Raw genomic sequence first — 26,965 nt, forward strand, 5'->3', positions numbered from 1 at the left:
GCGACACACGCTTCCCCGCCTCATGCGTTCGGTCGCTCACCGGCAAACAGGGCTGCCTCATCCCGCACGAGGCGCGTCATCCGGTCGATGACGATGCGGATCTCGCGCCGCCCCCGGTCCTCGTTGTTCATCACGATCCACTGGCTGTGACGCAGTGCGGCAACCTCGCCATCCTGCCGCACAAGTTCCGGCAGAGCATCCCCGACGAAACAGGGCAGAACCGCAATGCCGGCGCCGGCCAGCACGAGATCGAGCAGCGAGCGCGGCCGGCTGACGGTGACCGCAATGTGCTCGGCATGGTGTTCGCGCGGATAGCGCAGATAGGCGGAAATAGCAGCCTCTTCCCCGACCGCCAGCCAGCGGTTGGCCTCGGTGCCCGACAGGCTGCGGGCGCGATAGGCGGCATACGCCACCTCCCCCAGACGCGTGGCAGCCAGATTGGATTCCGCAGGCTCGAAGGCGCGTATGCCGATATCGCTTTCCCGATGCGCGAGCGCCGCGCGCTGCTCGCCGATGAAGATATCCAGCCGGAACCGGTCATCCGGCCGGCAGAGCGGCGGCCAATGCCGCATCAGGTGCCAGGCCATCCAGGTGCCGCAGGCAATGCGCACCAGCGGCGCATGCAGCCCGCTGGCATTCCAGCTTTCGATACGGCGGGCCGCTGCCTCCATCTCCAGGCATTGGGCAAACAGGGCCTCGCCATCGCCCGTCAGGCGATAGCCCGTGCGGCTGCGCAGGAAGAGCGAGCGACCGATTTCGGCCTCCAGATCCAGCATGCGCCGCCCGAGCGAGGCGGGACTGAGGCCTGTGGCCTGCACTGCACCCGACAACCCGCCCCGCCGCGCGACCTCCAGGAAGGCCGCATAGATATCCCAGCTCACGTTTTTCATGGGTGAAAAACATAGCCGGTTTTTCCCGGTTCTTGAAGCAGATATCCCTGATTATTGAAAAGGATCATCGCATATGGCCTCCCTCAGGAAAGGATGATCCATGCAGGATTTGATCAGCGCCCAGGTTTTCAACCTCTATCTGCAACAACAGCAGACGGTGAAAAGCGAGGATGAGTTCTATCGGCTTTACGCCGAACCGCTGCCCGGTTGGCTCCGCATCGCGCGACTCTGGCGCCAGGCAAAACGGGACGATCCGCAGACCGCCCCGTCTGATCCGATGATGGAAAGCGCCGAAGGCCTTACGCCGCCTGACGCCTGCCGGAGCCGGCCTGCCCCATCTCCGTGCGGAACTGTTCGACCATCTGCATCAAGCGGCCAGCCTCGTCGGCAAGCCGGGCGCTGGCCTGGCTGGTTTCGGTGGCCATGGCGCCATTCTGCTGGGTCAGCTGGTCCATCTTGTTGACGGTGCCATTGATCTCCTTCAGCGCCGAGGACTGGTCCTGGCTGGCAGTAGCGATCGATTCCACATGGCGGCTGGCGCCGGCAATCTGCTCGCTGATCGCCGCCAGCACCTGGCCCGCCTGTTGTACAAGTTCGGATCCATTGCGAACTTCGTTGCTCGACTGGTTGATGAGATCCTTGATCTCGTGCGCGGCGCTGGCGGAGCGCTGGGCCAGCTCTCGCACCTCCTGTGCGACGACGGCAAACCCCTTGCCCGCCTCGCCCGCACGCGCCGCCTCGATGCCAGCATTGAGGGCAAGAAGGTTGGTCTGGAAGGCGATGTCGTCGATCACCTCGATGATCAGCTCGATCTTCTGCGAGGCTTCCTCGATTCGCCCCATGGCATCGATCGCGCTGCTGACGACGGTGGAGGAGCTGTCCGCCGTGCGACGGGTCCGGGAGACGGCCTCGTTCGCCTCACGGGCGCGGCCTGCCGAATTGGTGACCGTGACGGTGATTTCATCGACGGCGGCTGCCGTTTCCTCCAGAGAGGCGGCCTGGCTTTCCGTGCGTCGAGCCAGTTCATCGGAGGAGGCATTGAGATCCGTCGTACCCTGCCGGATCGTCAGCGCGCTCTTGCGGATATGGCTCATGGTGTCGCGCAGGCGGGTGATCGAGCCGTTGAAATCCTGCCGCAACTGTTCCAGACGACCGGCAAAGCGCGTTTCGATAGTGCCGGTGAGATCCCCTTGCGCAAGGCGTGCCAGCGCAGTTCCGAGTTCGGTGACCGCCTGATCGATCTGCCGGTCCACCTCCTGCTTTTCGGCATCGCGACGGCGGCGTTCGGCCTCGACCTCGGCGCGCTCCTCGCCCGAGCGCGCCTCCATCAGCTGCTTTTCCTCCGCATTGCGGCGGAACACTTCCAGCGCGCGGGCGATATCGCCGAACTCGTTACGGCTGTGCGTGAAGGGCACATCCACCGAACGGCCGGAGGAGATGCTGATGACGGTTTCAGTCAGCAGGGTCAGCGGGCGCACCTGCCGGCGGATCATCACGAAACCGAAGAGGCCGACGGCCAGAATGGCGAGAAGGCCCGTCACCACCATGATCCAGGCAGAGGTCGAGATCTGCGCGAAATAGACCTCGAGCGGAATGCCGATGAACAGCACGCCGGTCACGACACCGCTGTCGTTCTTGATCGGGAAGTAGCCGGTGACGAAACTGCGACCGAACAGCGTGGCGGGGCCGTAATAGGCTTCGCCGCGCGCCAGAACGCTCTGGGCCGGATGATCGGCAGCCAGCTTGGTGCCCGTCGCGCGGTCACCATTCTCCTTCTTCACATTGGTGGAGATGCGCACGTAATCGGCGCCCTGCTTCTGGAAGATGGTGGCAACCCCGGAAATCGACTGCGCCGTGCGGTCGACCAGCGCATGGTCGGGAAGTGCGACCGGCGACTCCTGCCGCACGGCGGTGACGATGCCATCGTTGATCCTTACATCAGAACCCGGCACCGATGCGCCGTAGAGAATGGCCATCGCGCGCATCGCGCTGCGGGCATCGTTATCCGTCTGCTCCATGATGCTGGAACGGAGATAGCCGTAGGTCATTCCCCCGACCGCAGCCACCGCGGCCACGACGAGAAGAAGACAGAGCAAAAGAATGCGCGATGCAACCGAAGCCGGGATGATCCTGGACATGAAGCCCCCTTGGACAGAGCGATGTTCAAGCCGGGAAGTCTCGGAATTTGCGGTAAAAAGACCCTGACTTGCGTTCTGTCAATTTTAGGGGGTGTTAAATTAAATTTCCGTTTCCCTCGCCGCGGGGCGAGGGATGCAAGCAAGGGCAGGACGGCAAAGGCAGGCGGTCAGAAAAAGAGACCGGGCAGAGCAATGAGTGCGGCGGTGGCCGAAACGGCCAGAACGAGATGGCGGAGCTTTACGGAAGCTTCCGTGCGGGCTTCGGCAATGGCAATGGCAATGGCACGCGCGCGACGTCTCTGCATGGTACGATCCCCAGAACGATGTGGTTTGCCCGCCGCGACACGGCAGGCAGCGCCTCTTCCCCGAAGCAGGGAACGGCGACGCATGACGGTAGCATGAGACGGCAGCACTTAAGAAGTCTTGAATAAACGCGCCAATGTCCCGTCCGCTTCCGAAAGCCGCCCCTATGGTAAAGGGCCCTTCAATAACGCATTGAAAGGCCCTGAGCTTGATCGAGGCTGGACAGCCCGCCTCAGGCGGCGCGGGCCGTTCTCTGGCCGGCGCCGGCTTCGATTCGGAACTGCTCAAGCAGCATCACCAGTTGATCGGCCTCCTCGGCAAGCTGGCGGCTGGCGGCACTGGTTTCCTCCACCATCGCCGCGTTCTGCTGCGTCAGCTGGTCCATCTGGCTGACGGCACCATTGACCTCCTGCAGGGCGGACGACTGGTCGCGCGAGGCCGATGCAATGCCCTCCACATGCGCGCTCAGGCTGGAGATCTGCTGACCGATGGCAGCCAGCGCTTCGCCGGTGCGCTGGACGAGATGCGAACCGCTGCTGACCTCCTCGGCGGAGGCGTTGATCAGTTGCTTGATTTCCTTGGCGGCACCGGCTGAACGCTGGGCAAGCTCGCGTACTTCCTGCGCCACCACCGCAAAACCCTTGCCTGCTTCGCCGGCACGCGCCGCCTCGACGCCGGCATTCAGCGCCAGAAGGTTGGTCTGGAAGGCGATGCCATCGATCACCTCGGTGATGGAAGCAATCTTCTGCGAAGCCACCTCGATCCGCTCCATGGCCGAAACGGCATCGCGCACGACCAGGATGGAGTCATCGGCGCTTCGCCGCGTCTCGCCCACCACCAGATTGGCCTCGCGCGCCTTGTCGGCGGCAGCGCGCACATTGGCGGTCACCTCGTTGACGGCCGCAGCCGTTTCCTCCAGCGAGGCTGCCTGCGTCTCGGTGCGCCGCGACAGATCATCGGTCGACTGTGACATCTGCCGGACATTGCCCTGGATGGCACCGACATTGTCCTTGATCAGAGCGATTGTCTCCTGCAGGCGGGTCAGCGAGCGATTGAAATCACTGCGCAGTTGTTCGAGGCGTCCGACAAAGGGCGTGTCGATGGTGGCAGACACATCGCCATCCGCCAGCCGTTCCAGCCCCTTGGCAAGGGCGGTGACGGCAAACTCGATCTGCCGGTCGATATCCTGCTTTTCGGCTTCGTTGCGGCGGCGCTCGGCATCTGCGGCGGCGCGTTCCTGTTCGCTCAGCGCCTCGACGCGCAGCTTCGCCTCGGCATTTTCCTTGAAGATGCCGAGTGCGCGTGCCATGTCGCCCAGTTCGTCCCGGCGGGCTGCGCCGTCGATCGCCGTAGTCAGATCGCCAGAGGCCAGCCGACGCATGGCTGCCGCAAGCTGCAGGATCGGTCCCTTGAAGGTGAAGATCAGACCGATGCCGGCAAAGATGGCGACCAGAATGCCGAGCGCCATGGCGCTGACGGAAATCTGGTTGGCCTTGTCCCGTTCGACACTGGCGGCGTCCCGCTGCTCGGCCGCAAACTGCGTGAGATTGCTCCAGATGGAGCCGATCTCGCCCTCGGCGGCGCGGAAGGCGTCGATACGCTGGCGCGAGAGGTTGAGCAGGGCTTCAGACCTGTCTTCCAGCGAGACGATCAGCGGCAGAATGGCGTCGGCCCGCTTGCGAACCTGCTGCGGCACGTTCTGGTCTGCCTGCAGGGCACCGGCCGATACGTCGAGCGACATCAGGGCACCTAGCGTCTCGTCCAGCAGGGCGGCATCCGGCGCCGTGGTATAGCGGGCGATCTTCAGTTCGACGGTGCGCACCGCATCGCTGATCTGGCGGGTCACGTTGAGGAAGCGGGTGGCCGCCGCGATCGGCGCATCAAGCGCGCCGAAGGCTTCCGTCGCCTGCCGGGCCTTGGCGGTGGCGACTCCCTGCAGGCGGATCGCCGCTGGCCGCATCAGATTGACGGCCCGCTCGGCGGCACCGATCGTAGCATCGTTGACGATGCCGATCTCGGCCTGCTTGCCGATCTGCGTCACGCTGTCGGTCAGTTGCTCCGCCACCACCTTCTGGTCTGCCGGCAGGGCGGCGTTGATCTCGGCCACGGCCGCCTTCAGCGGAGCAAGCTGCGGGATGACGACATCCATCTTCTGCTGGGGCGTGGTCTGGCCATTGAAATCGGCAACCACCTTGGAAATCAGGTTGGCACCGCGCGTGAGGCGGTCGGCATCGCGCAGCAATTCCCTGGCCTTGGCCTCGTCAGCACTCAGGTTCTCGCGGTTGACGGTCGCATAGTTCAAAAGGTCGGCCTGCTGCTTGACGATGCCGCCCAGATCCGCATCGATGCCCTTGCGCAGGGTGACCTCGTCCTGGTAGCGCCGCCACAGCGCATCAATCTGGCCATTGATGGATTCCGCGCCCTGAATGGCTGCCTGGATCTCGGGGCGGCCTTCCACCCCGCTTGCGGCGGCGGCGACCTGCTTCAGAAGCGTGGACTGTTCGCCAAGCTGGCGCACCAGGGTGCTCCGCGTCTCCTCGCTGGTATGCTGCAGGAATTCGGTCATGCCGGCATAGACCAGCTTGAAGCCACTCAACGACTGGAGAACGGAGTTGGACATGTCCATGCGCACCTGCAGCAGGCGGGAGGCATAGAGACCGGACAGGCCTACGGCCGAGATGCTGAGGACGAAGGGGACGATGAAAGCGATGACCTTCGTCTGGATCTTGAAGCGCGCGAGAAGGCGGTCGACGAGCATTTGCAACCTCTGAAATGAACCATCCGCGGCAGAACCCGCGCGGACGTGCTTCTTCCTGGGACATCAGGAGACCCGATAAGTGTCCCATTTGCGGCTAAAGAAATGCTGAAGAATCCGCCTAAAATCCTAGGCCTGAATGTGCGAATATACTGATATGCGAATAACTTGTACCATATTGACGCAAGGCAGGGTTCTGCTTCCGCCAGCGCGCGCGACAGCGTCTCAGGCAGCGAGAGCCTCGCCGCAGACATGGCCGGAAGCCCAGGCCCACTGGAAATTGTAGCCGCCAAGCCAGCCGGTCACGTCGACGCATTCGCCAATGAAGTAAAGCCCCGGCACCGCCTTTGCCTGCATGCTGCGGGAATCGAGCGCACCGACATCCACGCCGCCGAGCGTCACCTCCGCCGTGCGATAGCCTTCGGAGCCGGCAGGCTTCAGGCTCCACGCCTGCACCGCCGTCGAAATCGCCTGCAGGGCGCGGTCGCTCTGGTCGGCAAGCGGTGCCGTGAGACGCAGATCCTCCGCGAAAAACTGCGCCAGACGGCGCGGCAGGATCTCGCCGAGTGCGGTCTGCACGGCCTGACGGCCATTGTCGCGGCGCGCCTGCTTCAGACGGGCGAAGAGGTCGACATCCGGTTCCAGCGACAGCGTAATGGCATCGCCCTCGCGCCAGTAGGAGGAGATCTGCAGGATGGAGGGGCCGCTGAGGCCGCGATGGGTGAAGAGCAGCGCCTCGCGGAAGCCCGTCTTGCCGTGGCGAACCTCCGCCTCCACCGCAATGCCGGACAGGGCGGACAGCTTTTCGAGCATCGCCGGTTCCAGTGTCAAAGGAACCAGCGCCGGCCGCGTCTCGGTGACCGGCAGGCCGAACTGTTCGGCGATGCGATAGGCAAGGCCGGTGGCGCCCATCTTCGGAATGGACTTGCCGCCCGTCGCCACCACCAGCGCGCGCGCCTCCACGACGCCGCCGTCAAGGGCGATGCGAAAGCCGTCTTCGGACTTCTCGACGGCGCCGACCGGCTGCTGCAGGCGAAGCTCCACATCGCCGGCCTGCATTTCGGCAAGCAGCATGCGGATGATATCCTTGGCGCTGTCATCGCAGAACAGCTGGCCGAGCGTCTTTTCGTGCCAGGCGATGCGATGCTTTTCGACAAGCGCGAGAAAGTCGCGCGGCGTATAGCGGGCAAGCGCAGACTTGGCGAAATGGCGGTTGCCGGAGATGTAATTGGCCGGACCGGCGTGGAGATTGGTGAAGTTGCAGCGGCCGCCGCCGGAAATGCGGATCTTTTCGCCGGGCGCGCGGGCATGATCCAGCACCAGAACGCGAAGGCCACGCTGACCGGCTTTCAGCGCACACATCATGCCGGCGGCTCCGGCGCCCAGCACCACCACGTCGTATCGGCGCGTCACGTCACCCTCGCCCTGTCCCGTTCATCCGGCCTTTCCTGTTTGCGATCAGCCGGACAAAGTCAATGATCCCCCTCGCCAATTGCCGTGTTCCGACTATGATGCCGGGACCATCAACAACATCCGGTGCCTTATGCCGTCCAAGAAAAAGCCCGCCACTGCCCGCGCCTCTGGAAGCATTCTCAAAGCTGCAACGGCACAACCGCCGCTGACCTCGCTGCGCGGTGTGGCAAACTGGCGTGACGCAGCCGCCTGGCTGAAGGCGCGTGGCATCGAGGACGTGGAATGCATCACCCCGGATCTGGCCGGCGTGCCACGCGGCAAGATGATGCCCACCTCGAAATTCACCTCCAACACCTCGCTGGCGCTACCGTCTGCGCTCTATCGCCACACGATCTCCGGCGACTATCCGGACGAAACAGCGAATTTCCGCTACGAGCCGCGCGACAGCGACCTGAAGCTCGTGCCCGACCTGTCCACCCTCTCCGTCGTGCCCTGGGAAAGTGACCCGACGGCGCAGGTGATCTGCGATGTCGTCGGCACCACCGGCGAGCAGGTGCCCTATACGCCGCGCAACGTGCTGAAAAACGTCATGCGGCTTTACCAGGACAAGGGCTGGAAGCCGGTCGTTGCGCCGGAAATCGAATTCTATCTCGTCGCGATCAACGAGGACCCGGATTATCCGCTGCATCCGCCGAAGGGCCGCTCGGGCCGCTCCATCGTCGGCGGGCAGGGCTATTCGATCGCCGGCATCAACGAGTTCGACGAACTGATCGACGACATCTACCACTTCTCCGAGAAGCAGGGTCTGGAGATCGATACGCTCATCCACGAGGAAGGCCCGGCGCAGCTGGAAATCAACCTGCGTCACGGCGATCCGGTCCAGCTGGCCGACCAGGTCTTCCTGTTCAAGCGTACCATCCGCGAGGCCGCTCTGAAACACGGCATCTATGCCACCTTCATGGCAAAGCCGATGCAGGGCCAGCCGGGTTCGGCCATGCACATCCACCAGTCGGTCGTGGATGCGAAGACCGGCAAGAACATCTTCTCCAACGAGGACGGCACGCCCTCGCGGACCTTCTTCCACTTCATCGGCGGCATGCAGAAATATGTGCCAAGCTCGCTCGTCATGCTGGCGCCCTACGTCAACTCCTATCGCCGCCTGACGCCGGACATGGCCTGCCCGGTCAACAATGCCTGGGGCTATGACAACCGCACCACCGCGTTTCGCGTGCCGATCTCCGAACCTGCGGCGCGACGCGTGGAAAACCGCCTGCCGAGTTCGGATGCCAATCCCTATCTGGCGCTTGCCGCATCGCTCGCCTGCGGCTGGCTCGGCATCATGAAGGAAATCGAGCCGACGGAGCCGACCTACGACACCGCCAACGAAGGCTCGATCGACCTGCCGCGCGGCCTTCTCGAAGCCGTCGCCCTGCTGGAGGACGAGTCCGCCTTCGAAGACGTGTTCGGCAAGGAGTTCATCGGCCTTTATGCAGGCGTGAAGCGGGGTGAATTCGAGACCTTCATGCAGGTGATCAGTCCGTGGGAGCGTGAATTCCTGCTGCTCAACGTGTAAGGTGATCCCATGACATGGCAAAGCCCCATCGCGCCGGGCCTGTCCTGGTATCAGGACAGCGTTGCGGATCGGCCCACCTACGAACCGCTGGACGGCTCGGTTGCGGTCGATGTCGCGATCATCGGCGGCGGCTTCACCGGCCTGCAGGCGGCCTTCAATCTGGCCAAGCGCGGGGTCTCGGTGGTGCTGATCGAGGCAAGCCGGTTCGGCGACGGGGCTTCCGGGCGCAATGGCGGCCAGCTGGGCTCCGGCCAGCGCGCCTGGCCGGACGAACTGGAGCCGGAGCTGGGCTATGAACGGTCGCGCGCCCTGTTCGACATGGCCGAAAACGCCAAGCGACACCTGCTCGATTTCGCCGAGACGCATGGCATCGACATCGACTACATGCCGGGCCAGATGAACGTATCGCACAAGCGCACCGGCGCCGACGACTACCGCCGTGTCGCGGACCTTCTGGCGACACGCTACGACTATCCGCATGTCGCCTTCATGGACCGGGCGGAAACCGCCGAACGACTGGGTTCCTCGCACTATCGTCACGGGGTTCGTGATGCCGGCACCGGCCACATTCATCCGCTGAAGCTGCTGATCGGGCTTGCCCGCGTGGCGGCCGAAGCCGGTGCCCGGATCTGCGAGATGACGCCGGCCACCGGCATCACCCAATCGCAGGGCCGCACGCGGATCGAGACGCCGCGCGGCACGATCACCGCCGAGCGGGTTCTGCTGGCGACCAATGCCTATATCGGCAAGCTGGAACGGGAAACGGCAGCACATGTGATGCCGATCCGCTCCTTCATCGGCGCGACCGTGCCGCTCGACCGCTTCCCCGACATCCTGCCGGGCGCCGAGGCCGTGGCGGATTCGCGCTTCGTGGTGCGCTATTTCCGCAAGAGCCGCGACGGGCGCCTGCTGTTCGGCGGGCGGGAAGCCTATACCGCCGACAGCCCGCGTGACATCTCCCGCCATATCCGCAAGCAGATCGCGGAGATCTATCCGGCGCTGAAGGATGTGGAAATCACCCATGCCTGGGGCGGTTCGGTCGGCATTACCATGCCCCGCAAGCCCTTCGTGCGCGAGGTGATGCCGGGCGTCACCTCGATTGCCGGCTATTCCGGCCATGGCGTCATGCTGTCAAATTATGCTGGCAAGATGTATGCCGATGCCGTGATTGGAAACACCAGCGAACTCGGCCTGTTCAGCGAGCTGAAGATTCCGCCCTTCCCGGGTGGCGATCGACTGCGCAGCCCGCTGCTGTTTCTGGCGCTGACCTGGTACGCCCTGCGCGACCGGCTTTGATGCGCCCGCGTCGGCGCCAAAGGGGATGTCAACCCCGGCACTGACGCCAATGTGACGCTTTGCCCCAAGACGGGGGCTGGCTTTTTTAAATCGATTAGATTATGTAGTCCTCAACCCTCAGACTTCGAAAGAACCAGGCATGAGCAGTCAGATCATCCCCGTGGAACCCTTCGACTATGTCGTCTTCGGCGGCAATGGCGACCTTGCCGAACGAAAGCTGCTTCCGGCCCTTTACCACCGCCAGATCGAGGGACAGTTCACCGAGCCGACCCGCGTGATCGGCGCCGCCCGCACGCCGATGAGCCACGAGGAATTTCGCAAGTTCGCCGACGAGGCCCTGAAAAAGCACCTCAAGGACGGCGAATACGACACGGCGGAAGTGGCCAAATTCCTCGCCCGTCTGTTCTACGTCTCCGTCGATGCCAAGACCGATGCCGGCTGGGACCAGCTGAAGAAGCTGCTGGACGAAGGCAAGGAGCGGGTACGCGCCTTCTATCTCGCCGTGTCTCCGGCCATTTTCGGCGCCATCTCGGAAAAGATCCGCGACCACAAGCTGATCACCAAGTCCACCCGCATCGTGGTGGAAAAGCCGATCGGCCGCGATCTCTCCTCGGCGCTTGAGCTGAACGACACGATCGGCAAGGTGTTCAAGGAAGAGCAGATCTTCCGCATCGACCATTATCTCGGCAAGGAAACCGTCCAGAACCTGATGGCGCTGCGTTTTGCCAATGCGCTCTACGAGCCGCTGTGGAACGCCCAGTACATCGACCATGTGCAGATTTCGGTGGCCGAATCCGTCGGTCTCGAAGGTCGCGCCGGCTATTACGACACGGCGGGTGCGCTGCGTGACATGGTGCAGAATCACATCCTGCAGTTGCTCTGCCTTGTCGCCATGGAAGTACCCTCCTCCATGGATTCCGAGGCCGTGCGCGACGAGAAGCTGAAGGTGCTGCGGGCGCTGCGCCCGATCACCGATGCCAATGTCGAGCAGATGACCGTGCGCGGCCAGTATCGCGCCGGGGCATCCTCCGGCGGTCCAGTCAAGGGCTATCTCGAAGAGCTGGCCGGCGGCATATCCAACACGGAAACCTTCGTCGCCATCAAGGCCGAGATCAACAACTGGCGCTGGGCGGGCGTTCCCTTCTACATCCGCACCGGCAAGCGGCTGGCGAGCCGCATGTCGGAAATCGTCATCACCTTCAAGCCGATCCCGCACAACATCTTCGATCCGGCCGCCGGCCGCATCTCCGCCAACCAGCTGATCATCCGCCTGCAGCCGGATGAGGGCGTCAAGCAGTCGCTGATGATCAAGGACCCCGGTCCGGGCGGCATGCGCCTGCGCAATGTCTCGCTCGACATGAGCTTCGCCGCCGCCTTCAACGTGCGCAATCCGGATGCCTACGAGCGCCTGCTGATGGACGTGATCCGCTCCAACCAGACGCTGTTCATGCGCCGCGACGAGGTGGAGGCCGCGTGGAAATGGGTCGATCCGATCCTGAAGGGCTGGGAACTCACCGGCCAGCCGGCACAGGGCTATACCGCCGGCACCTGGGGGCCGAGCCAGGCGATTGCGCTGATCGAGCGCGATGGCCGCACCTGGCACGAGGGCTGACCCATGGCATCGACCCTGCACAGCTTCGCCAACACCGCCGAACTGGCCGAACTTCTGGCCGACGATGTGTCGGCCCGCCTGGCACAGGCCATTGTCGAACGGGGAGCGGCCTCGATTGCCGTCTCCGGCGGCTCCACGCCGAAGCGCTTCTTCGAGGCGCTTTCGACGCGCGACATCGCCTGGGACAAGGTGACGATCACGCTGGTCGACGAGCGCTTCGTGCCTGCGGACAATCCGCGCTCCAACCACCAGCTGGTGGAAACCCACCTTCTCCGGAACAAGGCAGCGAGCGCCATCTTCGTGCCGCTCTATCACGATGTGGCCTCCGCGCTGCAGGCCGCCGCGATCGCCACCGAAAAGACCGAGGACATCGGCAATCCCTTCGATGTGGCGATCCTCGGCATGGGCGGTGACGGGCACACGGCCTCCTTCTTCCCCGGCGGCAATCATCTTGCCCGCGCCATCGATCCCGATGCGCCGCGCGGCGTGATGACGATGATGGCCGAAGGGGCCGGTGAAGAGCGCCTGACCTTCACTTTTCCAAGCCTCGCCGATGCGCGCTTCCTGGTGCTGCACATCGAGGGCGAGGCGAAGAAGGCCGTGCTCGAGCAGGCTCTGGCCGGCACCGACGAGATGGAAATGCCGGTGCGCGCCGTTCTGAACCGTGCCACCTCGCCGGTCGAGATCTACTGGGCGCCCTGACGCCAAGGCGCCCATCACGCGCGGGGACGCGCGGCAAACGAAAGCAAGAGAACATCAGGCGCGGCGGCCTCCCAACCGCCGCAAGCCTTGCCCATGGAGGATGATATGGCTGCCCATTCGAGCATTGAAGCGATCACCCGGCGCATCGTGGAACGGTCGAAACCGCATCGCGAGGCCTATCTGGACCGCGTGCGGCGCGCGGCCGCCAAGGGCGTGCACCGCTCCACGCTCTCCTGCGGCAACCTCGCCCATGGCTTTGCGGTCTGTTCCCCCGCCGAGAAGGCCGCGCTCGCCGGCGACGTCGTGCCCAATCTCGGCATCATCACGGCCTATAACGACATGCTCTCGGCCCACCAGCCCTACGAGACCTTCCCGCCGATCATCCGCGAGGCCGCACGCGAGGCCGGCGGCGTGGCGCAGGTGGCGGGCGGCGTGCCCGCCATGTGCGATGGCGTGACGCAGGGGCAGCCGGGCATGGAGCTTTCGCTCTTCTCGCGCGATGCGATTGCCATGGCGGCCGGCATCGGCCTTTCCCACAACATGTTCGATGCCGCCGTCTTCCTCGGCATCTGCGACAAGATCGTGCCGGGCCTCGTGATTGCGGCGCTGACCTTCGGTCACCTGCCCTCCGTCTTTATTCCGGCCGGTCCGATGACCTCCGGCCTGCCGAACGACGAGAAGTCGCGCATCCGCCAGCTCTATGCGGAAGGCAAGGTCGGCCGCGCCGAACTGCTGGAAGCGGAATCGAAATCCTATCACGGCCCCGGCACCTGCACCTTCTACGGCACGGCCAATTCAAACCAGATGCTGATGGAGATCATGGGCTTCCATATGCCCGGCGCCTCCTTCGTCAATCCGGGCACGCCGCTGCGCGAGGCGCTGACCAGGGAAGCCGCCAAGCGGGCGCTTGCGATTACCGCGCTCGGCAACGAATTCACGCCCGCCGGCGAGATGATCGATGAACGCTCCATCGTCAATGGCGTGGTCGGCCTGCATGCCACGGGTGGCTCCACCAACCACACGATGCACCTCGTCGCCATGGCGCGCGCCGCCGGCATCGTGTTGACCTGGCAGGATATTTCGGAACTTTCCGACACCGTGCCGCTGCTTGCCCGCGTCTATCCGAACGGGCTTGCCGACGTGAACCATTTCCACGCCGCCGGCGGCATGGGCTTCCTCATCAAGCAGCTCCTGAAGACCGGCCTGGTGCATGACGACGTGCGCACCGTCTTCGGCCAGGGCCTTGCCGCCTATACGGTCGAGGCGCGGCTCGATGAAAACGGCATGGTGGTGCGCGAGGAGAGCCCGGAGGAGAGCGGCGATCCGAAGGTGCTGACGCGCATCGAAAGCCCCTTCCAGGCCAATGGCGGCCTGAAGATGCTGCACGGCAATCTCGGCAAGGGCGTCATCAAGATTTCCGCCGTCAAGCCGGAGCGCCACGTGATCGAGGCACCGGCCGTGGTCTTCCACGACCAGCAGGAACTGCAGGACGCCTTCAAGAAGGGCGAACTCAACAAGGATTTCGTCGCCGTGGTCCGCTTCCAGGGCCCGAAGGCGAACGGCATGCCGGAACTGCATCGCCTCACCCCGCCGCTCGGCGTGCTGCAGGATCGCGGCTTCAAGGTGGCGCTCGTCACCGATGGCCGCATGTCCGGCGCCTCCGGCAAGGTGCCGGCCGCGATCCATGTCACGCCGGAAGCCTCGGATGGCGGCCCGATCGCCAAGATCCAGAATGGCGACATGATCCGCATCGACGCCGTCAACGGAACGCTGGAAGTGCTGGGGGATGCCGCCGAATTCGCCGCCCGTCCGGCCGTTGAGACGGACCTTACCGGCAATGACTTCGGCATGGGCCGCGAACTCTTCGCCCCCTTCCGCCAGCATGTCGGCCCGGCGGACCAGGGCGCGAGCGTGTTTTTCGCCTGAGACAAGCCATGGAGGTGGCAGACGGGCAATATTGCCCGGCTGCTGCCATCCTCAGCGCTGCGGCTTGATCTCCGCGTGATGCACCACAATGCTGTCGGTATCGATGAAGACGACACCGTAACCCGGTGTCTCGAAGCTGACGGGTGCGACATGCGGCGTTGTGAAATCCAGCGCGATCTGGTGGCTCGTTCCCCGCACACCGCTGAACGGCAGGCCCCGCCACGTGCCGGAAACAGCCCGATGCAGGTGACCGAAGAACAGGTGTCGGATTCTTTCGCGGAAGGGCAGAAGAGCCGCCATGAGCGCCTCGGCATCACGCAGGCAAATGGCATCCATCCGCTGCAGACCGACCCGAACCGGCGGATGGTGGGTGAACAGATAGACCGGGTCCGACCCACTCTCCGCAAGCCTTGCCCTCAGCGAGGCCAGGCGCGCCTCGCACAGCCGGCCTCCGGCGCTACCCGGTTCATGGGTATCGAGCAGGACCATGCGGCCGGCATCCGTATCGATCACCTGATGGACGAAACCATCGGCGGCACAGGCTTCCGGAAAGACCGACCGGAACGCGGTGCGATCGTCGTGATTGCCGATCATCACATGCACCGGCATGGTAAGCCGCATCAACTGCCGCCGCACCTCATGATAGGCGAGCGGCAGCCCGTCATGCGTCAGATCGCCGGTAACGACGCAAAGATCCGCATCGGCATGATCCGCCAGAATGTCCGAGACGCAGCACTCAAGCTGCATATCCGGCCGGAGACCGTGCAACGCGACACCGGGAGGCGTCAGGTGAAGATCGGAGAGGTGCAGCAGCTTGAACATGTCAGGCCGCCGCATCGCTCAATGCCTTGCTGAGGATCACGCTTCGATAATTGGTGTGGGACCACCGGGCATGTTCCACGAAGCGATATCCAAGGCGCGTATACCAGGCGACCAGATGCGTGGCGGGCTCTGCGGTATCGAGCGCGATTTCCCCTGCCCCCGCGCGGAGAGCCATGACCTCGACCTGTCTCAGCAGGCGCAGACCGAGCCCTTGTGCCTGAAGGTCCGGATCAACGGCAAACTGGGCGAGAGACGCGACCTCCTGGCGATCATACCAGCGGCATCCCGACGTCTGCTGCGGGTTCCGGAAGAGGATCGTCCCGCAGATCCTCCCATCCTTCAGCGCCACGAGACAGGTGCCCTGGGCAATCCGCTCGCGGGTCACCTCTTCGCTCTGATGGGTTGCCATGTAGCGCAATCCCATGTCGGCAAGCCGGCGATAGGCCCGGTGCAGCAGATCTGTCAGATCGGCGATGGAATCGGTCGGGAGAAGGGGGCGAATGACGGTCGGGCCGTCGGAGACTTCGTTTGTCTGCATCGGGAAACTCCTTAAGGGACAAGGCTTTTCTCTGCTGCTTCTCCGCGCGCGACAACTGAGTTATCCTGCGCAAAACCTCAGGAAAACTCACAGATGCATCGACGCCTGCCTCCCCTGAATGCCGTCAAGGCCTTTGAAGCCACGGGACGACGCGGCAGCCTGACGCTGGCGGCAAGCGAGCTGGGCGTGACGCATGGCGCGATCAGCCGCCAGATCCGCATTCTCGAGAACTGGCTGGGCGCAAGCCTGTTTGCGCGCGACGGCCGGGGGGTTGTTCTGACGGCGGAGGGGCAGCAGTTCCTGATCGAGACGACGCGCGTTCTGGATGATCTCGCCAGGGCGAGCGAGCAACTGGCGGGGCGGGATGCCCGGGAAGTGCTGCGCATCAGCGCGCCGCAGACTTTCACGATGCGGTGGCTCATTCCCCGCCTTCCCCGCTTTACGTCGCAGCATCCCGATATCGAAATCCGGCTCTCCGCCTCCATCGAACCGCTCGACACCCTTTGCGAACACTTCGATCTCGCGATCCGGCGCGGACATCTCGGGGAGACGAGCACGGCCTTTCTCTCCGAAACCTGCCTTCCGGTGGCAAGCCCTGATCTTCTGGCAAAGAGGCCCGTGGGACAGGTGGCCGATCTTGCCGCGCACACACTCTTGCATGCGGAATCGGTTGCAAGCCTCTGGGCGCTCTGGCTGCGTGAAGCCGGCATGCCAGATCTCGCGGGCGCCGCCCAGTTGCGGTTCGAACCGCTGTACCATTCGCTGCAGGCCGCAATCGACGGCGTCGGCATCGCAATGGGGCCAAGCGCGCTGGTGGCGGCGGATGTCGCGGCCGGAAGACTGACGCCACTCTTTCCCCAGCTGGCTCTGCGGATGGAGGATTTCCACGTCGTCATCTCCCGCACCTGTCATTCCGTGCGACATGCCCGGCTGTTCCAGACCTGGCTGCTGCAGGAAGGCCAGTCGTCCGGTTCGCAAGCCCCGGCATGAGGCAGGTGGCCGGGATGTCGGTTGCCGGCCGAGATGAAAAGGATGATAGGGATGGAAGGACGCTCGCCGATCAGGACGTCACAGCCGTGTCGTACAGCATTGTTAGGGCGAGGCATTTCCGAAAAAGGGATTGTCCAGATGCTGCTCAACCGCCGCGCCGTTCTCGGCCTGTTTTCCTCCGCTGCCCTCCTGCCGCTGGCCGGTACTGTCGCCCGTGCGGCCGAGCCGGGCGTCGATCTCATCATTCTCTCCGATCTGCATTCGGCCTATGAGCGGATGGCCGAACTGCTGCAGGTCGTTGAGACCCGCGTTGCCTCGGCAAGCCGGCCGCAGGTGATCCTGTTCAATGGCGATCTGTTCGAATCCGGCAATGTCGCGGCCGCACGCTCCGGCGGCGAGGCCGACTGGACCTTCCTCGGCACGCTTGCCAGGCTTGCGCCGACCGTCTTCAACATCGGCAATCACGAGCCCGATTTCGACAACGATCTCGCCCATTTCGTCGAGAAGGCCCGCTCGCTCGGGGTCACCGTGCTGAGCAACATCAACGACAAGCGCACCGGCAAGCCCTATGCGGAGGCCTCCGCGACGCTGTCTGCCGGTGGCATGACGCTCAACATCGCCGCCCTTGGCACCAATGCCATCGGCACCTATCCCAAGGCGACGCGCGACCTGATCGACGTGCCGCAGCCGGTGGAATGGGCGAAGGCCAACCTGCCCGCCATCCTGAAAAGCGGCAGCGTCAATATCGTTCTCAGCCATGCCGGCGTGGTGCCGGATCGCGATATCCTGCCGATGCTGCCCGATGCAACGCTGATGATCGGCGGTCACGATCACCTGACGCTGGTGCATGAACAGGGCAGGACGCGCTATGTGCATACCGGCTCCTGGGCCTCGCTGATGACGGTCGCGACCATCACCGCGCCGGGTGCGGCAGCCACCCTCGAGCGAATCTCCATCGAGCGCGACGACCCGGCGGCAGCGGACCTGAAGCGCACGATCGCCGCTGTTCTCGACAGGCATCTGACCGCCGAAGACCGCAGCGTGATTGCCCGCACGGCAAAGCCGCTGACGCGCGGCGAAACCGCCCGCTTCACGGCCGCCGCCATTGCCGCAAAGGTCGGCGCCGGTATCGGCTTCATCGGCCACACCTCCTTCGGCACCGGCCTTCCCAGGGGCGAGGTCAGCCGCTTCGATTACAATGCGGCGCTGCGTTTCGAGGGCAAGATCATGAAGGCCGAGGTGGATGCCGCAACACTTGCCGCCATCCTTGCCCGCTGCAACCAGGATGGCGACGTGCCGCTTTCCGCCCGCACCGGCGATTTCCTCTATGCGGCACCGGCACTCGCCGCCGGCAAGCAGAGCTACATCATTGCCTGCAACGACTGGTCGGCGATCAACCGCAAGGCCTATTTTGGCCGCGAGGACCTGACCTTTGCCGAAGTGCCGGAACTGAAGCTGAAGGCCCTCGTGATCGAGGCGCTGAACAAGGCCTGATCCGGGACGACACGGCGCGACGGCAGACGGCATCAGCAGTCTGCCGTCGCAAGCTTGATGCCGAGACCAACAAAGGCGGCGGCAAAGCCCCGCCGCAGGCCTGCCATCACCGCCGGGCGTGAGAGGATGCGGTCTCGAACGCTTGCCGCACACAGGCCGTAGAGAACGAACACGGCAAAGGTGATGGCCATGAACACCAGAGAAAACTCGGCCATATTGTGTTCCAAGGTGCGTTCATGATGTGGACAGCGAGACTGACGGCCTCAGATTTAAAATGAAGCACCGAATACCCAACCACAAACCTCGGCAATCAACTTCACTTTCCCATTTAATATATCACGATTTTCATAGTTTATCGGTATTTTAAACGATGATCTGGCGACATTTCATTAAGGAGGCGTAGCCGTCATATTCATAAATACTTCCGCAACATCGGGATCCAAATTCAGTTGGCTTATGTTATGGACACAGTACAGGCCAGCTCCAACCACTGCTTGAGTATCAGGATTGCCAAAGAAGAGAGGAGATAGCTCCCGCAAATAACGCGGCTCCGGTATGCCAAAGTTCTTCTCAGGCTTATCGACGCATTTGTAGAGCGCATGCGCGACAAGATCGGCCACCTGCAACATTGGCTCCTCATTCTTCAATTTCGCGGATATTTTGTAGGTATCTATGTTTTTTAGCTTTTTTGTAAATTCGCGCTTGGGCGTTTTTTGGCATGCACGCAATAGGTTGCACATGCTGTCGTAATCTACGTTAGCTTTCTCAAAAACGATATCAAGATTTTCTCTCGGGATCTGGCGCGCCTCCATGAACCAGCCCACGCGCTCCAAAAGATACTGAACACATTTATTATAATACTTTTCGCTATCCTCAGAAATCACTTCCTTGTATTCCTTTAGCGTTGATTTTTGCGAAATGACGCCAAATAGTCGCATTTGGTGCTTTCTGATCTGCCTAATGAAGTGCAGAATCTGATAATGATTGAGCTGTGAGCAGTGGAGAGGGCTTTTGTTTACGTCAGCACTGATGCGCCCCAGTGCGTCGGTAATCTTCACCCAAGATTGGTTTCTTATTAACACGGCGCCCAAAGTCATATACGGGGAAGCGCCACGCGACGTTTCCGACCGTATTTTGCCGATGCCGGCCTCACCACTTTCATCGATGAATACTGTATATCTCTCCGACATATACATCACCAAATTTGCATAAATACTTGACTGTTAGCGCATCAGTTACAATCAAAATATCTAAAAAATCTAGCGTTTTTCGCTAATCAATTCTATCGTTAGAGCCTCACCAGGGGCTACAATTATTCCAAAAGGAGCAAGTAACCAGGCAAACTTCTCCCCCCTTACCAGCTTCTCACGTCCAGCTTCTTGTCCTTGTGGGCCGGATGGGTCGAGAAGATGAAGATGCGGTCGAGTTCCTTCTGCGTCAACATCCTGAGGAACCGCACGTCGATCGTGTTGTTGCTGTTCACCCGCATCAGGATGCAGCCGATCTTCATGATGCGCGCATCGGGAATGTCGAGCACGAATTCCTTGGGGAGATTGTACTGGGTGAGCAGCGCCAGCACGGCGCCGCTCATCGAGATGCGGATCACGTCGCAGCGGCGCGAGGCCATGTGCATCACGTGCTTTTCCGTATACTCGATCCGGCCGGCATTCATGGTGTCTTCCAGGCGGAACCGCGTTTCGCGGTCATACATGAAAGACTCTTCCTTCTTCAGATAATGGCTCGGTTGTCCGGACATGACGGCCTCAGCAATATGCGACTGCACCTGCCCTGATCCTAGGTCCGGAACCTTAACAGAGGGTATGGACGGCACCCACGGATCAGGGTGCCCCATAAGAAAGCGGAAAGGATTGAGGCGTCAGCGACGATAGGTCTGGCCGCTGGCATCGAAGAGATGCATCTTGGCCGGATCGGCCGCAAAACGCAGCGTCGCCCCCTTCTCCACCTTGAAGATGCCGGGCAGCTTGGCGATGATCGGTTCCTCGTCGGAAAGGCCCTCGATGTAGAGCAGCGTCACTTCGCCGAGCGCCTCGACAATCGAGACCTTGCCCTCGAACAGATAGTCCTCGCCGGTGGTGACGGTCAGGTCCTCGGGGCGGATGCCGAAGCTTGCGGCCTTGCCCTTTTCCGATGCCGCGGTTGCGACCGGAACCGAGATCACCTTGCCGCCCCTGAGCGAAAGCCGGGTGGTATCGCCGGTCTCGGCCACCGTCGAGGGGATGATGTTCATGGCAGGCGAGCCAATGAATTTGGCGACGAACAGGTTCTGCGGCCGCTCGTAGAGTTCCAGCGGCGCGCCGACCTGCTCGATGCGGCCGGCCGACAGCACCACGATCCGGTCGGCCAGCGTCATCGCCTCCACCTGATCGTGGGTGACGTAGATCATCGTGGTGTCCGGCATGCTCTCGTTGAGCTTGGCGATCTCGATGCGGGTGGCCACGCGAAGGGCTGCATCGAGGTTGGACAGCGGCTCGTCGAACAGGAAGACCTTCGGGTTGCGGCAGATGGCGCGGCCGATCGCAACGCGCTGGCGCTGGCCACCGGACAGCGCTTTCGGCAGACGCTCCAGATACTGGGTAAGTTGCAGGATATCGGCGGCGGAACGGACGCGACGGTCGATCTCCTGCTTGCTTTCGCCGGCAATGCGCATGCCGAAGGCCATGTTGTCGTAGACCGTCATGTGCGGATAGAGCGCATAGGACTGGAAGACCATGGCAATGCCGCGCTTCGACGGCGGCACCTCGTTGACGCGGTTGCCATCGATGAACATGTCGCCGCTGGAAATCTCCTCGAGACCCGCAATCATGCGCAGCAGCGTGGACTTGCCGCAGCCGGACGGCCCGACGAAGACCACGAACTCGCCTTGGCGGATGTCGAGGTCGATGCCGTGCAGCACCTTCACCTGCCCGTAGGCCTTGCGGATATCCTTCAGCACCAAGCCAGCCATGTCTCTCCCCTTCTCAAGCCTTTTGACCCGCTTTACGCCCCGGGCACGGTTGTCGTGTGTGTCAGGGATCCGGGAAGGCAGCCTTCCCGGATCCGATCTCGAAATGCCTCAGGCAAGCCGCGCGAAGAACGCGCCCCAGGCCGGCAGAGTGACCGAGCGCCCCTCGACCACTGCCTCGAAGCCATGACTGGTCAACACCTCCCATGCGCCATCGGGCAGTTCGGCGACCACGTCGCCTGCGCTCATGTTGAACAGGCACAGCAGCGTCTCGTTGCCGAGGCTGCGGGTATAGGCGAGCACACTGTCGGTCGGCGGCAGGAAGGCGATGTCACCCTTGGCAAAGGCCGGATGCGCGCGACGGAAAGCCAGGAAGCGGCGATACTGCTCCATGACCGAGGTTTCCACGCCCTGCTGCACGTTGACGGCGCGCAGCTGGTGTTCGACCGGGATCGGCAGCCAGGTCTTCTCCGCGGTGGAAAAACCTGCCTGCACCGCATGATCATCCCAGACCATCGGCGTGCGGCAGCCGTCGCGGCCCTTGAATTCCGGCCAGAACTGGATGCCATAGGGATCCTGCAGATCCGCATAGGCAATGTCGGCTTCCGTCAGGCCCAGTTCCTCGCCCTGATAGATGCAGACCGAACCGCGCTGCGTCAGAAGGATGGCGGAGAGCAGCTTGGCATAGGCATCCCGATCGAGGACGTCTGCTCCCCAGCGCGAGACATGGCGTACCACGTCATGGTTGGAGAAGGCCCAGCAGGCCCAGCCTTCCGGTGCTGCCGCGGCAAAGTCCTTCTGCACCTCGGCAACGCGGGCCGGTGTCAGCGCATCCGGCGCCAGGAATTCGAAGGCATAGCACATCTGCATCTTGTCGCCGCCGGAGGTGTATTCCCCGACGATTTCCAGGCCGCGCTGGCTGTCGCCCACTTCGCCGACGGCGGCAATCGCCGGGAATTCATTCAGCACGGCGCGGAACCGCTTGAGGAATTCGAGATTTTCCGGGCGGTTCTTGTCGTAGAGGTGCTCCTGGAAATTATAGGGATTGACCGCCGGCGCCGTGGAGGCGTTGCGCCGCTCGGGCGCCAGCGACGGATTGTCCCGCAATTCCCGGTCATGGAAGTAGAAGTTGATCGTGTCGAGACGAAAGCCATCGACGCCGCGCTTCAGCCAGAAGCGCACCACATCGAGAAGCGCATCCTGAACCTCGGGATTGTGCAGGTTCATGTCCGGCTGCGAGGTGAGGAAGTTGTGCAGGTAATACTGCATGCGGGTCGGATCCCAGGCCCAGGCGGATCCGCCGAAGATCGACAGCCAGTTGTTGGGCGGCGTACCATCCGGCTTCGGATCGGCCCAGACATACCAGTCGGCCTTCGGGTTGACGCGGCTGGAACGGCTTTCGACGAACCAGGCGTGCTGGTCGGAACTGTGGGAGATGACGAGGTCGATCATCACCTTGATCTGCAGGCGATGCGCCTCGGCAATCAGCGCGTCGAAATCCGACAGCGTGCCGAACATCGGATCGACATCCGTGTAGTTCGAGACGTCATAGCCGAAATCCTTCATCGGCGACGGGAAGAAGGGCGAGATCCAGATGGCATCGGCGCCGAGGGCCGCGATATGCGGCAAGCGGGCGGTGATGCCCTTCAGGTCGCCGATGCCATCGCCGTTCGAGTCCTGATAGGAGCGCGGATAGATCTGGTAGATGACCGCGCCGCGCCACCAGTCGGCATCCGGCGCTTCAATCGTCTGGGAAGAAGCAATCATTGACGTCAAACCTTGAAAAGAAAAATGCTCAGCCGCCCTTGACCGAACCGGCAAGAAGACCGCGCACCAGATAGCGTTGTAGCCCGAAGAACACCGCCAGCGGCACGAGGATCGTGACGAAGGCGGAGGCCGTCAGGATTTCCCAATTGCCGCCGCGCGAGCCGAGCAGCGCATTGAGCGCCCCCGTCAGCACAAGCTGATCGCGGCCGGTGCCGAGGAAGACGATGGCCACCAGAAGATCGTTCCAGACCCAGAGGAACTGGAAGATGGCAAAGGAGGCCAAGGCCGGGAAAGACAGCGGCAGGACGATCTTCAGGAAGATCTCGAAATCGGACGCGCCGTCGACGCGCGCGCTTTCGATGATTTCCTTCGGAAGTCCGGCAATGTAGTTGCGCAGGAGATAGATGGCGAGCGGCATGCCGAAAGCGGTATGCGCAAGCCAGATCCCGGCATAGGTCTTGGACGAGGTGCCGAGGAAATTGCCCACCTCGTTGTAGAGCCTCAGAAGCGGAATGAGCGACATCTGCAGCGGCACGACGATGAGACCGACGACCATGGCGATGATCAGCGCCCGCCCCGGAAAGCTCATCCACGACAGTGCATAGGCGGCAAAGGCGGCGATCAGGATCGGAATGATGGTCGCCGGGATCGTCACCGTCAGCGAATTGATGAAGGCCTGGCCGATGCCCTCCCCCTTCAGCACCGTCTCATAGTTCTGCAGGCTGAACTGAGGCGGCGTGGAAACGGTCAGATAGATGCGCTTGCCGCGCGAGCCCTCGAAGGGGGCGTTCTTGCTATAGACATAGGAGCCGTCCGGCTTGACCGTCAGCGTCTCGCCCTCGCCAAGATCGGCGGGCTTGTCTACGGGGAAGGCCGCCGGCTCCTGCACGCGCACGCCGAAGGCGCTGACGGTGCCGCCCTGGCCCTTTTCGAAGACCGAGCCGGTGATCACGTAATTCGCGCCCTCCTGCCGGGCGCTTGAGGGATCGCCGAGACGGCCGGCGCTGGTCTGGGTGGAACTGCTGAACGCCGTCCACCAGCCCGACGTGGTGATCTGGCCCTTGTCGCGGATGGAGGTGACGAGGATGCCGAGCGTCGGGATCAGCCACAGGATGACGATGACGAGCACTGACAGGTGAACGATCAGGCGCGGCAGGCCGACGCGCTTGAGGCGAAGGGAAAGGCTTGCCATCTCAATGTCCTCCGGCGTCGCGGTTGGCCTGACGGATGTTCCAGATCATGATCGGCGTCACGGCCGCCATGATGACGAGCGCGATGACCGCGCTTCGGCCGCTGTCGCCGCCGCCACGGAACATCCAGTCGAACATCAGGTTGGCCAGCACCATGGTGTCCCACTGGCCGTTGGTCATGGTCAGCACGATGTCGAAGACCTTGAGAACGAGGATGGTGATGGTGGTCCACACCACCGCGATGGTGCCCCAGATCTGCGGCACCATGATCTTCCAGAAGATCTGCCAGCCATTGGCGCCATCGATGACCGCCGCCTCGATGGTTTCCTCCGGGATGCCGCGCAATGCGGCAGACAGGATGACCATGGCAAAGCCGGTCTGGATCCAGATCAGGATGACCATCAGGAAGAAGTTGTTCCAGAACGGCATGGAGATCCACACCTGCGGATCGCCGCCGAGCGCAGTGACGAGGGCGTTGAGGAGGCCGATCTGGCTGTCGCTTGCGCCGCGATACTCGTAGATGAACTTCCAGATCACGGAGGCGCCGACAAACGAGATCGCCATCGGCATGAAGACGATGCTTTTCGCGATATTGCCCCACCAGATGCGGTCGGTCAGCACGGCGATCACGAGGCCGAAGAAGGTGCAGGCGGCAGGTACAACCGCAAGCCAGAGAATGTTGTTGAAGATCGACTGCCGGAAGCCGGCATCGAAGAAGGCCCAACGGTAATTGGCAAGCCCGACGAAGGTCTCGCCGCTGCGGTCATGAAAGGACAGGATAAAGGTCGCAATCACCGGATAGACTAGGTAGATGCCGAGCAGCAGCAGCGCCGGTCCGAGAAACAGCCAGGGCCGGATGACGGCGCGGCGGTTGAGATTGCGCGATGCCTGGGTGACATCGCCATCGCGCACCGGCAGCGCCAGATTGAGCACCTTGTCCGATAGCCAGTAATAGAGAGCGCAGACGAAAACGCCGACGATCATCACGCCGACGGCCGAGACGATCTGCGATACCATGTCCCCTCCTCATGGTCCGGTCCGGACCTTTGTCTTCCGGCTTGTCATGCCGGTGTCGTGTCACGGCAGAAGCGATGCGCCGCCGGTTTTGCCGACGGCGCACGGTCATGTGTCCCATTTACTTCAGGCCGTCCCAGGCCTTCTGGATTTCGTCGCCGACCTGCTTGGCAGACTTGCCGCCGACGAAATCGACCATGCCCGTCCAGAAGGCGCCGGCACCGATCTTGCCCGGCATCAGGTCGGAACCGTCGAAGCGGAAGGTGGTGGCCGTCGTCAGGATCTCGCCCTGCTTCTTCAGTGCGTCATTGGCATAGGCTTCGGTCTTCACGCCCTTGTAAGGCGTGAGGAACCCGGACTGCGCCATCCAGACCTCATGCGCGATCGGCGTCTTCAGGAAGTCGATGAAGGCCTGTGCCGCCGGGGAATCCTTGGTAATCGCCACCAGCGTACCCGCACCCAGAACCGGCGTGCCGAGTTCCGGTTTGGAGGCATAGGTCGGCATGTAGAAGAAATCCGCATCCGTGCCGAGCTTCGTGCCTTCCGGGAAGAAGGTCGGGATGAACGAGGCCTGATGGTGCAGGTAGCACTTCGGCGGAATGCCGAAGAGGCCCTTCGGGCTGTCGCGGAAGTCTGTCGAGGCAACGGCTGCCACGCCGCCGGAGACGTATTTCTCGTTCTTGGCGAACTTGCCGAATTCATCGATGACGCTGACAACCTTGGGATCGTTGAACTTCACCGTGTTATTGACCCAGCCGTCATAGGTCTGCGGCGTGTTCATGCGCAGCATCAGGTCTTCCACCCAGTCGGTGGCCGGCCAGCCCGTCGCACCACCGGAACCGAGACCGATGCACCAGGGCGTGCCGCCGTCCTTGACGATCTTGTCGGAGAGGGCGATCAGCTCCTCCATCGTCTTGGGAACCTTGTAACCTGCTTCCTCGAAGTTTTCCGGCACATACCAGACGAGCGATTTCAGGTCGGCCTTGTAGGGGAAGGCGAAGAAGGCATCCTTGCCATCCTTGCCCTTGTAGGTGCCGAGACCGAGCCAGGAATCGCCTGCGCCGTAATTGGCCTTCACCCAGTCACCCGTTCCGGCCTTCAACGGCACCAGGAAGCCCTTGGAGGCGAGGTCCTGCAACAGGCCGGGCTGCGGCAGGATGGCGATGTTCGGGGGCGAACCCGCCTGCGTATCGATGACGATCTGCTGCTCGTAGTTTTCCGAGGACGAATACTGGACGTTGGCGCCGGTCGCATCGTTGAAATAGGCGAGAACGCTGCGGAACAGCTTTTCGTCATCGCCGCGCCAGGGGCCGAAAATCGTCAGCGTCTGGCCCTTGATGTCACCATGCGCCTTCTTGAAATCCTCGTAGCTTTTCCAGTTGAACTTGGCGTCCTGACCGGGCGCAAACTTCAGATCTGCAGCATTGACGCCAGTAACGCCAAGGCAAATGGCAGCAACGCCAGAAAGCAAAAGATGTTTCATGCAAAACCTCCCCTTCAGAGATGTAAATCTTCCTACCCAGATCGCATCGAAAGCATTCAAAGCGCTTTGAGGCGAAGAAGCCATGCCACAGGCACTG

General features: G+C 62.7%; 21 protein-coding genes and 1 pseudogene. 7 read left to right on the forward strand and 15 right to left on the reverse strand.

Going from position 1 to position 26,965, the window contains the following annotated elements:
• Window positions 1-20: 20 nt before the first annotated feature.
• From F3H95_RS03930 to F3H95_RS03945, 5 genes are all read right to left on the reverse strand, one after another.
• On the reverse strand, window positions 21-890 hold the full coding sequence (locus F3H95_RS03930) for a LysR family transcriptional regulator (RefSeq protein WP_149744992.1): 870 nt from the start codon (window positions 888-890) through the stop codon (window positions 21-23).
• 299 nt (window positions 891-1,189) lie between these two features.
• Window positions 1,190-3,028: a methyl-accepting chemotaxis protein gene (locus F3H95_RS03935; protein WP_149744993.1), complete on the reverse strand. Its 1,839-nt coding sequence runs from the start codon at window positions 3,026-3,028 to the stop codon at window positions 1,190-1,192.
• A gap of 167 nt (window positions 3,029-3,195) precedes the next feature.
• Window positions 3,196-3,333, reverse strand: coding sequence for a hypothetical protein (locus tag F3H95_RS27060; protein ID WP_188134284.1), 138 nt, complete (start codon window positions 3,331-3,333; stop codon window positions 3,196-3,198).
• A gap of 230 nt (window positions 3,334-3,563) precedes the next feature.
• Window positions 3,564-6,089, reverse strand: a complete 2,526-nt coding sequence (locus F3H95_RS03940; protein ID WP_149744994.1) for a HAMP domain-containing methyl-accepting chemotaxis protein — start codon at window positions 6,087-6,089, stop codon at window positions 3,564-3,566.
• A gap of 222 nt (window positions 6,090-6,311) precedes the next feature.
• Window positions 6,312-7,499, reverse strand: a complete 1,188-nt coding sequence (locus F3H95_RS03945; protein WP_143126475.1) for an NAD(P)/FAD-dependent oxidoreductase — start codon at window positions 7,497-7,499, stop codon at window positions 6,312-6,314.
• Between the two features lie 130 nt (window positions 7,500-7,629).
• On the opposite strand from F3H95_RS03945, the gene F3H95_RS03950 reads away from it, so the two are divergent.
• From F3H95_RS03950 to edd, 5 genes are all read left to right on the forward strand, one after another.
• Window positions 7,630-9,072: a glutamine synthetase family protein gene (locus tag F3H95_RS03950; protein WP_149744995.1), complete on the forward strand. Its 1,443-nt coding sequence runs from the start codon at window positions 7,630-7,632 to the stop codon at window positions 9,070-9,072.
• Between the two features lie 9 nt (window positions 9,073-9,081).
• Window positions 9,082-10,368: an FAD-binding oxidoreductase gene (locus tag F3H95_RS03955; protein WP_149744996.1), complete on the forward strand. Its 1,287-nt coding sequence runs from the start codon at window positions 9,082-9,084 to the stop codon at window positions 10,366-10,368.
• 139 nt (window positions 10,369-10,507) lie between these two features.
• Window positions 10,508-11,980, forward strand: coding sequence for a glucose-6-phosphate dehydrogenase (gene zwf, locus F3H95_RS03960; RefSeq protein WP_142880493.1), 1,473 nt, complete (start codon window positions 10,508-10,510; stop codon window positions 11,978-11,980).
• Window positions 11,981-11,983: 3 nt separating this feature from the next.
• Window positions 11,984-12,682, forward strand: a complete 699-nt coding sequence (gene pgl, locus F3H95_RS03965) for a 6-phosphogluconolactonase (protein WP_149744997.1) — start codon at window positions 11,984-11,986, stop codon at window positions 12,680-12,682.
• Window positions 12,683-12,787: 105 nt separating this feature from the next.
• Window positions 12,788-14,608, forward strand: a complete 1,821-nt coding sequence (gene edd / locus F3H95_RS03970; RefSeq protein ID WP_149744998.1) for a phosphogluconate dehydratase — start codon at window positions 12,788-12,790, stop codon at window positions 14,606-14,608.
• Between the two features lie 51 nt (window positions 14,609-14,659).
• Here edd and F3H95_RS03975 read toward each other — a convergent pair whose 3' ends face one another.
• Together F3H95_RS03975 and F3H95_RS03980 are read right to left on the reverse strand one after the other, a co-directional pair.
• Window positions 14,660-15,430, reverse strand: a complete 771-nt coding sequence (locus F3H95_RS03975) for a phosphodiesterase (RefSeq protein WP_188134285.1) — start codon at window positions 15,428-15,430, stop codon at window positions 14,660-14,662.
• Window position 15,431: 1 nt separating this feature from the next.
• A complete protein-coding gene (locus F3H95_RS03980) occupies window positions 15,432-15,968 on the reverse strand; it encodes a GNAT family N-acetyltransferase (RefSeq protein WP_149745000.1) in 537 nt (178 codons plus the stop codon).
• A gap of 93 nt (window positions 15,969-16,061) precedes the next feature.
• Here F3H95_RS03980 and F3H95_RS03985 point away from each other — a divergent pair, with 93 nt between their 5' ends.
• A complete protein-coding gene (locus F3H95_RS03985; protein WP_149745001.1) occupies window positions 16,062-16,958 on the forward strand; it encodes a LysR substrate-binding domain-containing protein in 897 nt (298 codons plus the stop codon).
• A 138-nt stretch (window positions 16,959-17,096) separates the two neighbouring features.
• Window positions 17,097-18,452, forward strand: a complete 1,356-nt coding sequence (locus F3H95_RS03990) for a metallophosphoesterase (RefSeq protein WP_149745002.1) — start codon at window positions 17,097-17,099, stop codon at window positions 18,450-18,452.
• 32 nt (window positions 18,453-18,484) lie between these two features.
• Here F3H95_RS03990 and F3H95_RS03995 read toward each other — a convergent pair.
• From F3H95_RS03995 to F3H95_RS04030, 8 genes and pseudogenes are all read right to left on the reverse strand, one after another.
• Window positions 18,485-18,646: pseudogene (locus F3H95_RS03995) on the reverse strand (LysE family translocator); the annotation flags it as partial.
• Between the two features lie 195 nt (window positions 18,647-18,841).
• A complete protein-coding gene (locus F3H95_RS04000; RefSeq protein WP_188134286.1) occupies window positions 18,842-19,642 on the reverse strand; it encodes a DUF3800 domain-containing protein in 801 nt (266 codons plus the stop codon).
• A 164-nt stretch (window positions 19,643-19,806) separates the two neighbouring features.
• Window positions 19,807-20,163 (reverse strand): hypothetical protein, encoded by a 357-nt coding sequence (locus F3H95_RS04005; protein WP_185969679.1) that lies wholly within the window; start codon window positions 20,161-20,163, stop codon window positions 19,807-19,809.
• Between the two features lie 165 nt (window positions 20,164-20,328).
• Window positions 20,329-21,417, reverse strand: coding sequence for a sn-glycerol-3-phosphate ABC transporter ATP-binding protein UgpC (gene ugpC / locus F3H95_RS04010; protein ID WP_149745004.1), 1,089 nt, complete (start codon window positions 21,415-21,417; stop codon window positions 20,329-20,331).
• A 108-nt stretch (window positions 21,418-21,525) separates the two neighbouring features.
• Window positions 21,526-23,181: an alpha-glucosidase family protein gene (locus F3H95_RS04015; RefSeq protein WP_149745005.1), complete on the reverse strand. Its 1,656-nt coding sequence runs from the start codon at window positions 23,179-23,181 to the stop codon at window positions 21,526-21,528.
• Between the two features lie 28 nt (window positions 23,182-23,209).
• Complete coding sequence (locus F3H95_RS04020) at window positions 23,210-24,373, reverse strand: carbohydrate ABC transporter permease (RefSeq protein WP_142880483.1); 1,164 nt, start codon at window positions 24,371-24,373, stop codon at window positions 23,210-23,212.
• A gap of 1 nt (window position 24,374) precedes the next feature.
• Window positions 24,375-25,388, reverse strand: coding sequence for a sugar ABC transporter permease (locus F3H95_RS04025; protein WP_142880482.1), 1,014 nt, complete (start codon window positions 25,386-25,388; stop codon window positions 24,375-24,377).
• Between the two features lie 118 nt (window positions 25,389-25,506).
• Window positions 25,507-26,868 (reverse strand): ABC transporter substrate-binding protein, encoded by a 1,362-nt coding sequence (locus tag F3H95_RS04030; protein WP_142880481.1) that lies wholly within the window; start codon window positions 26,866-26,868, stop codon window positions 25,507-25,509.
• Window positions 26,869-26,965 lie beyond the last annotated feature (97 nt).

The sequence above is a fragment of the Rhizobium sp. RU35A genome (genome assembly GCF_900156005.1).
Classification (GTDB): Bacteria; Pseudomonadota; Alphaproteobacteria; order Rhizobiales; family Rhizobiaceae; genus Neorhizobium; species Neorhizobium straminoryzae.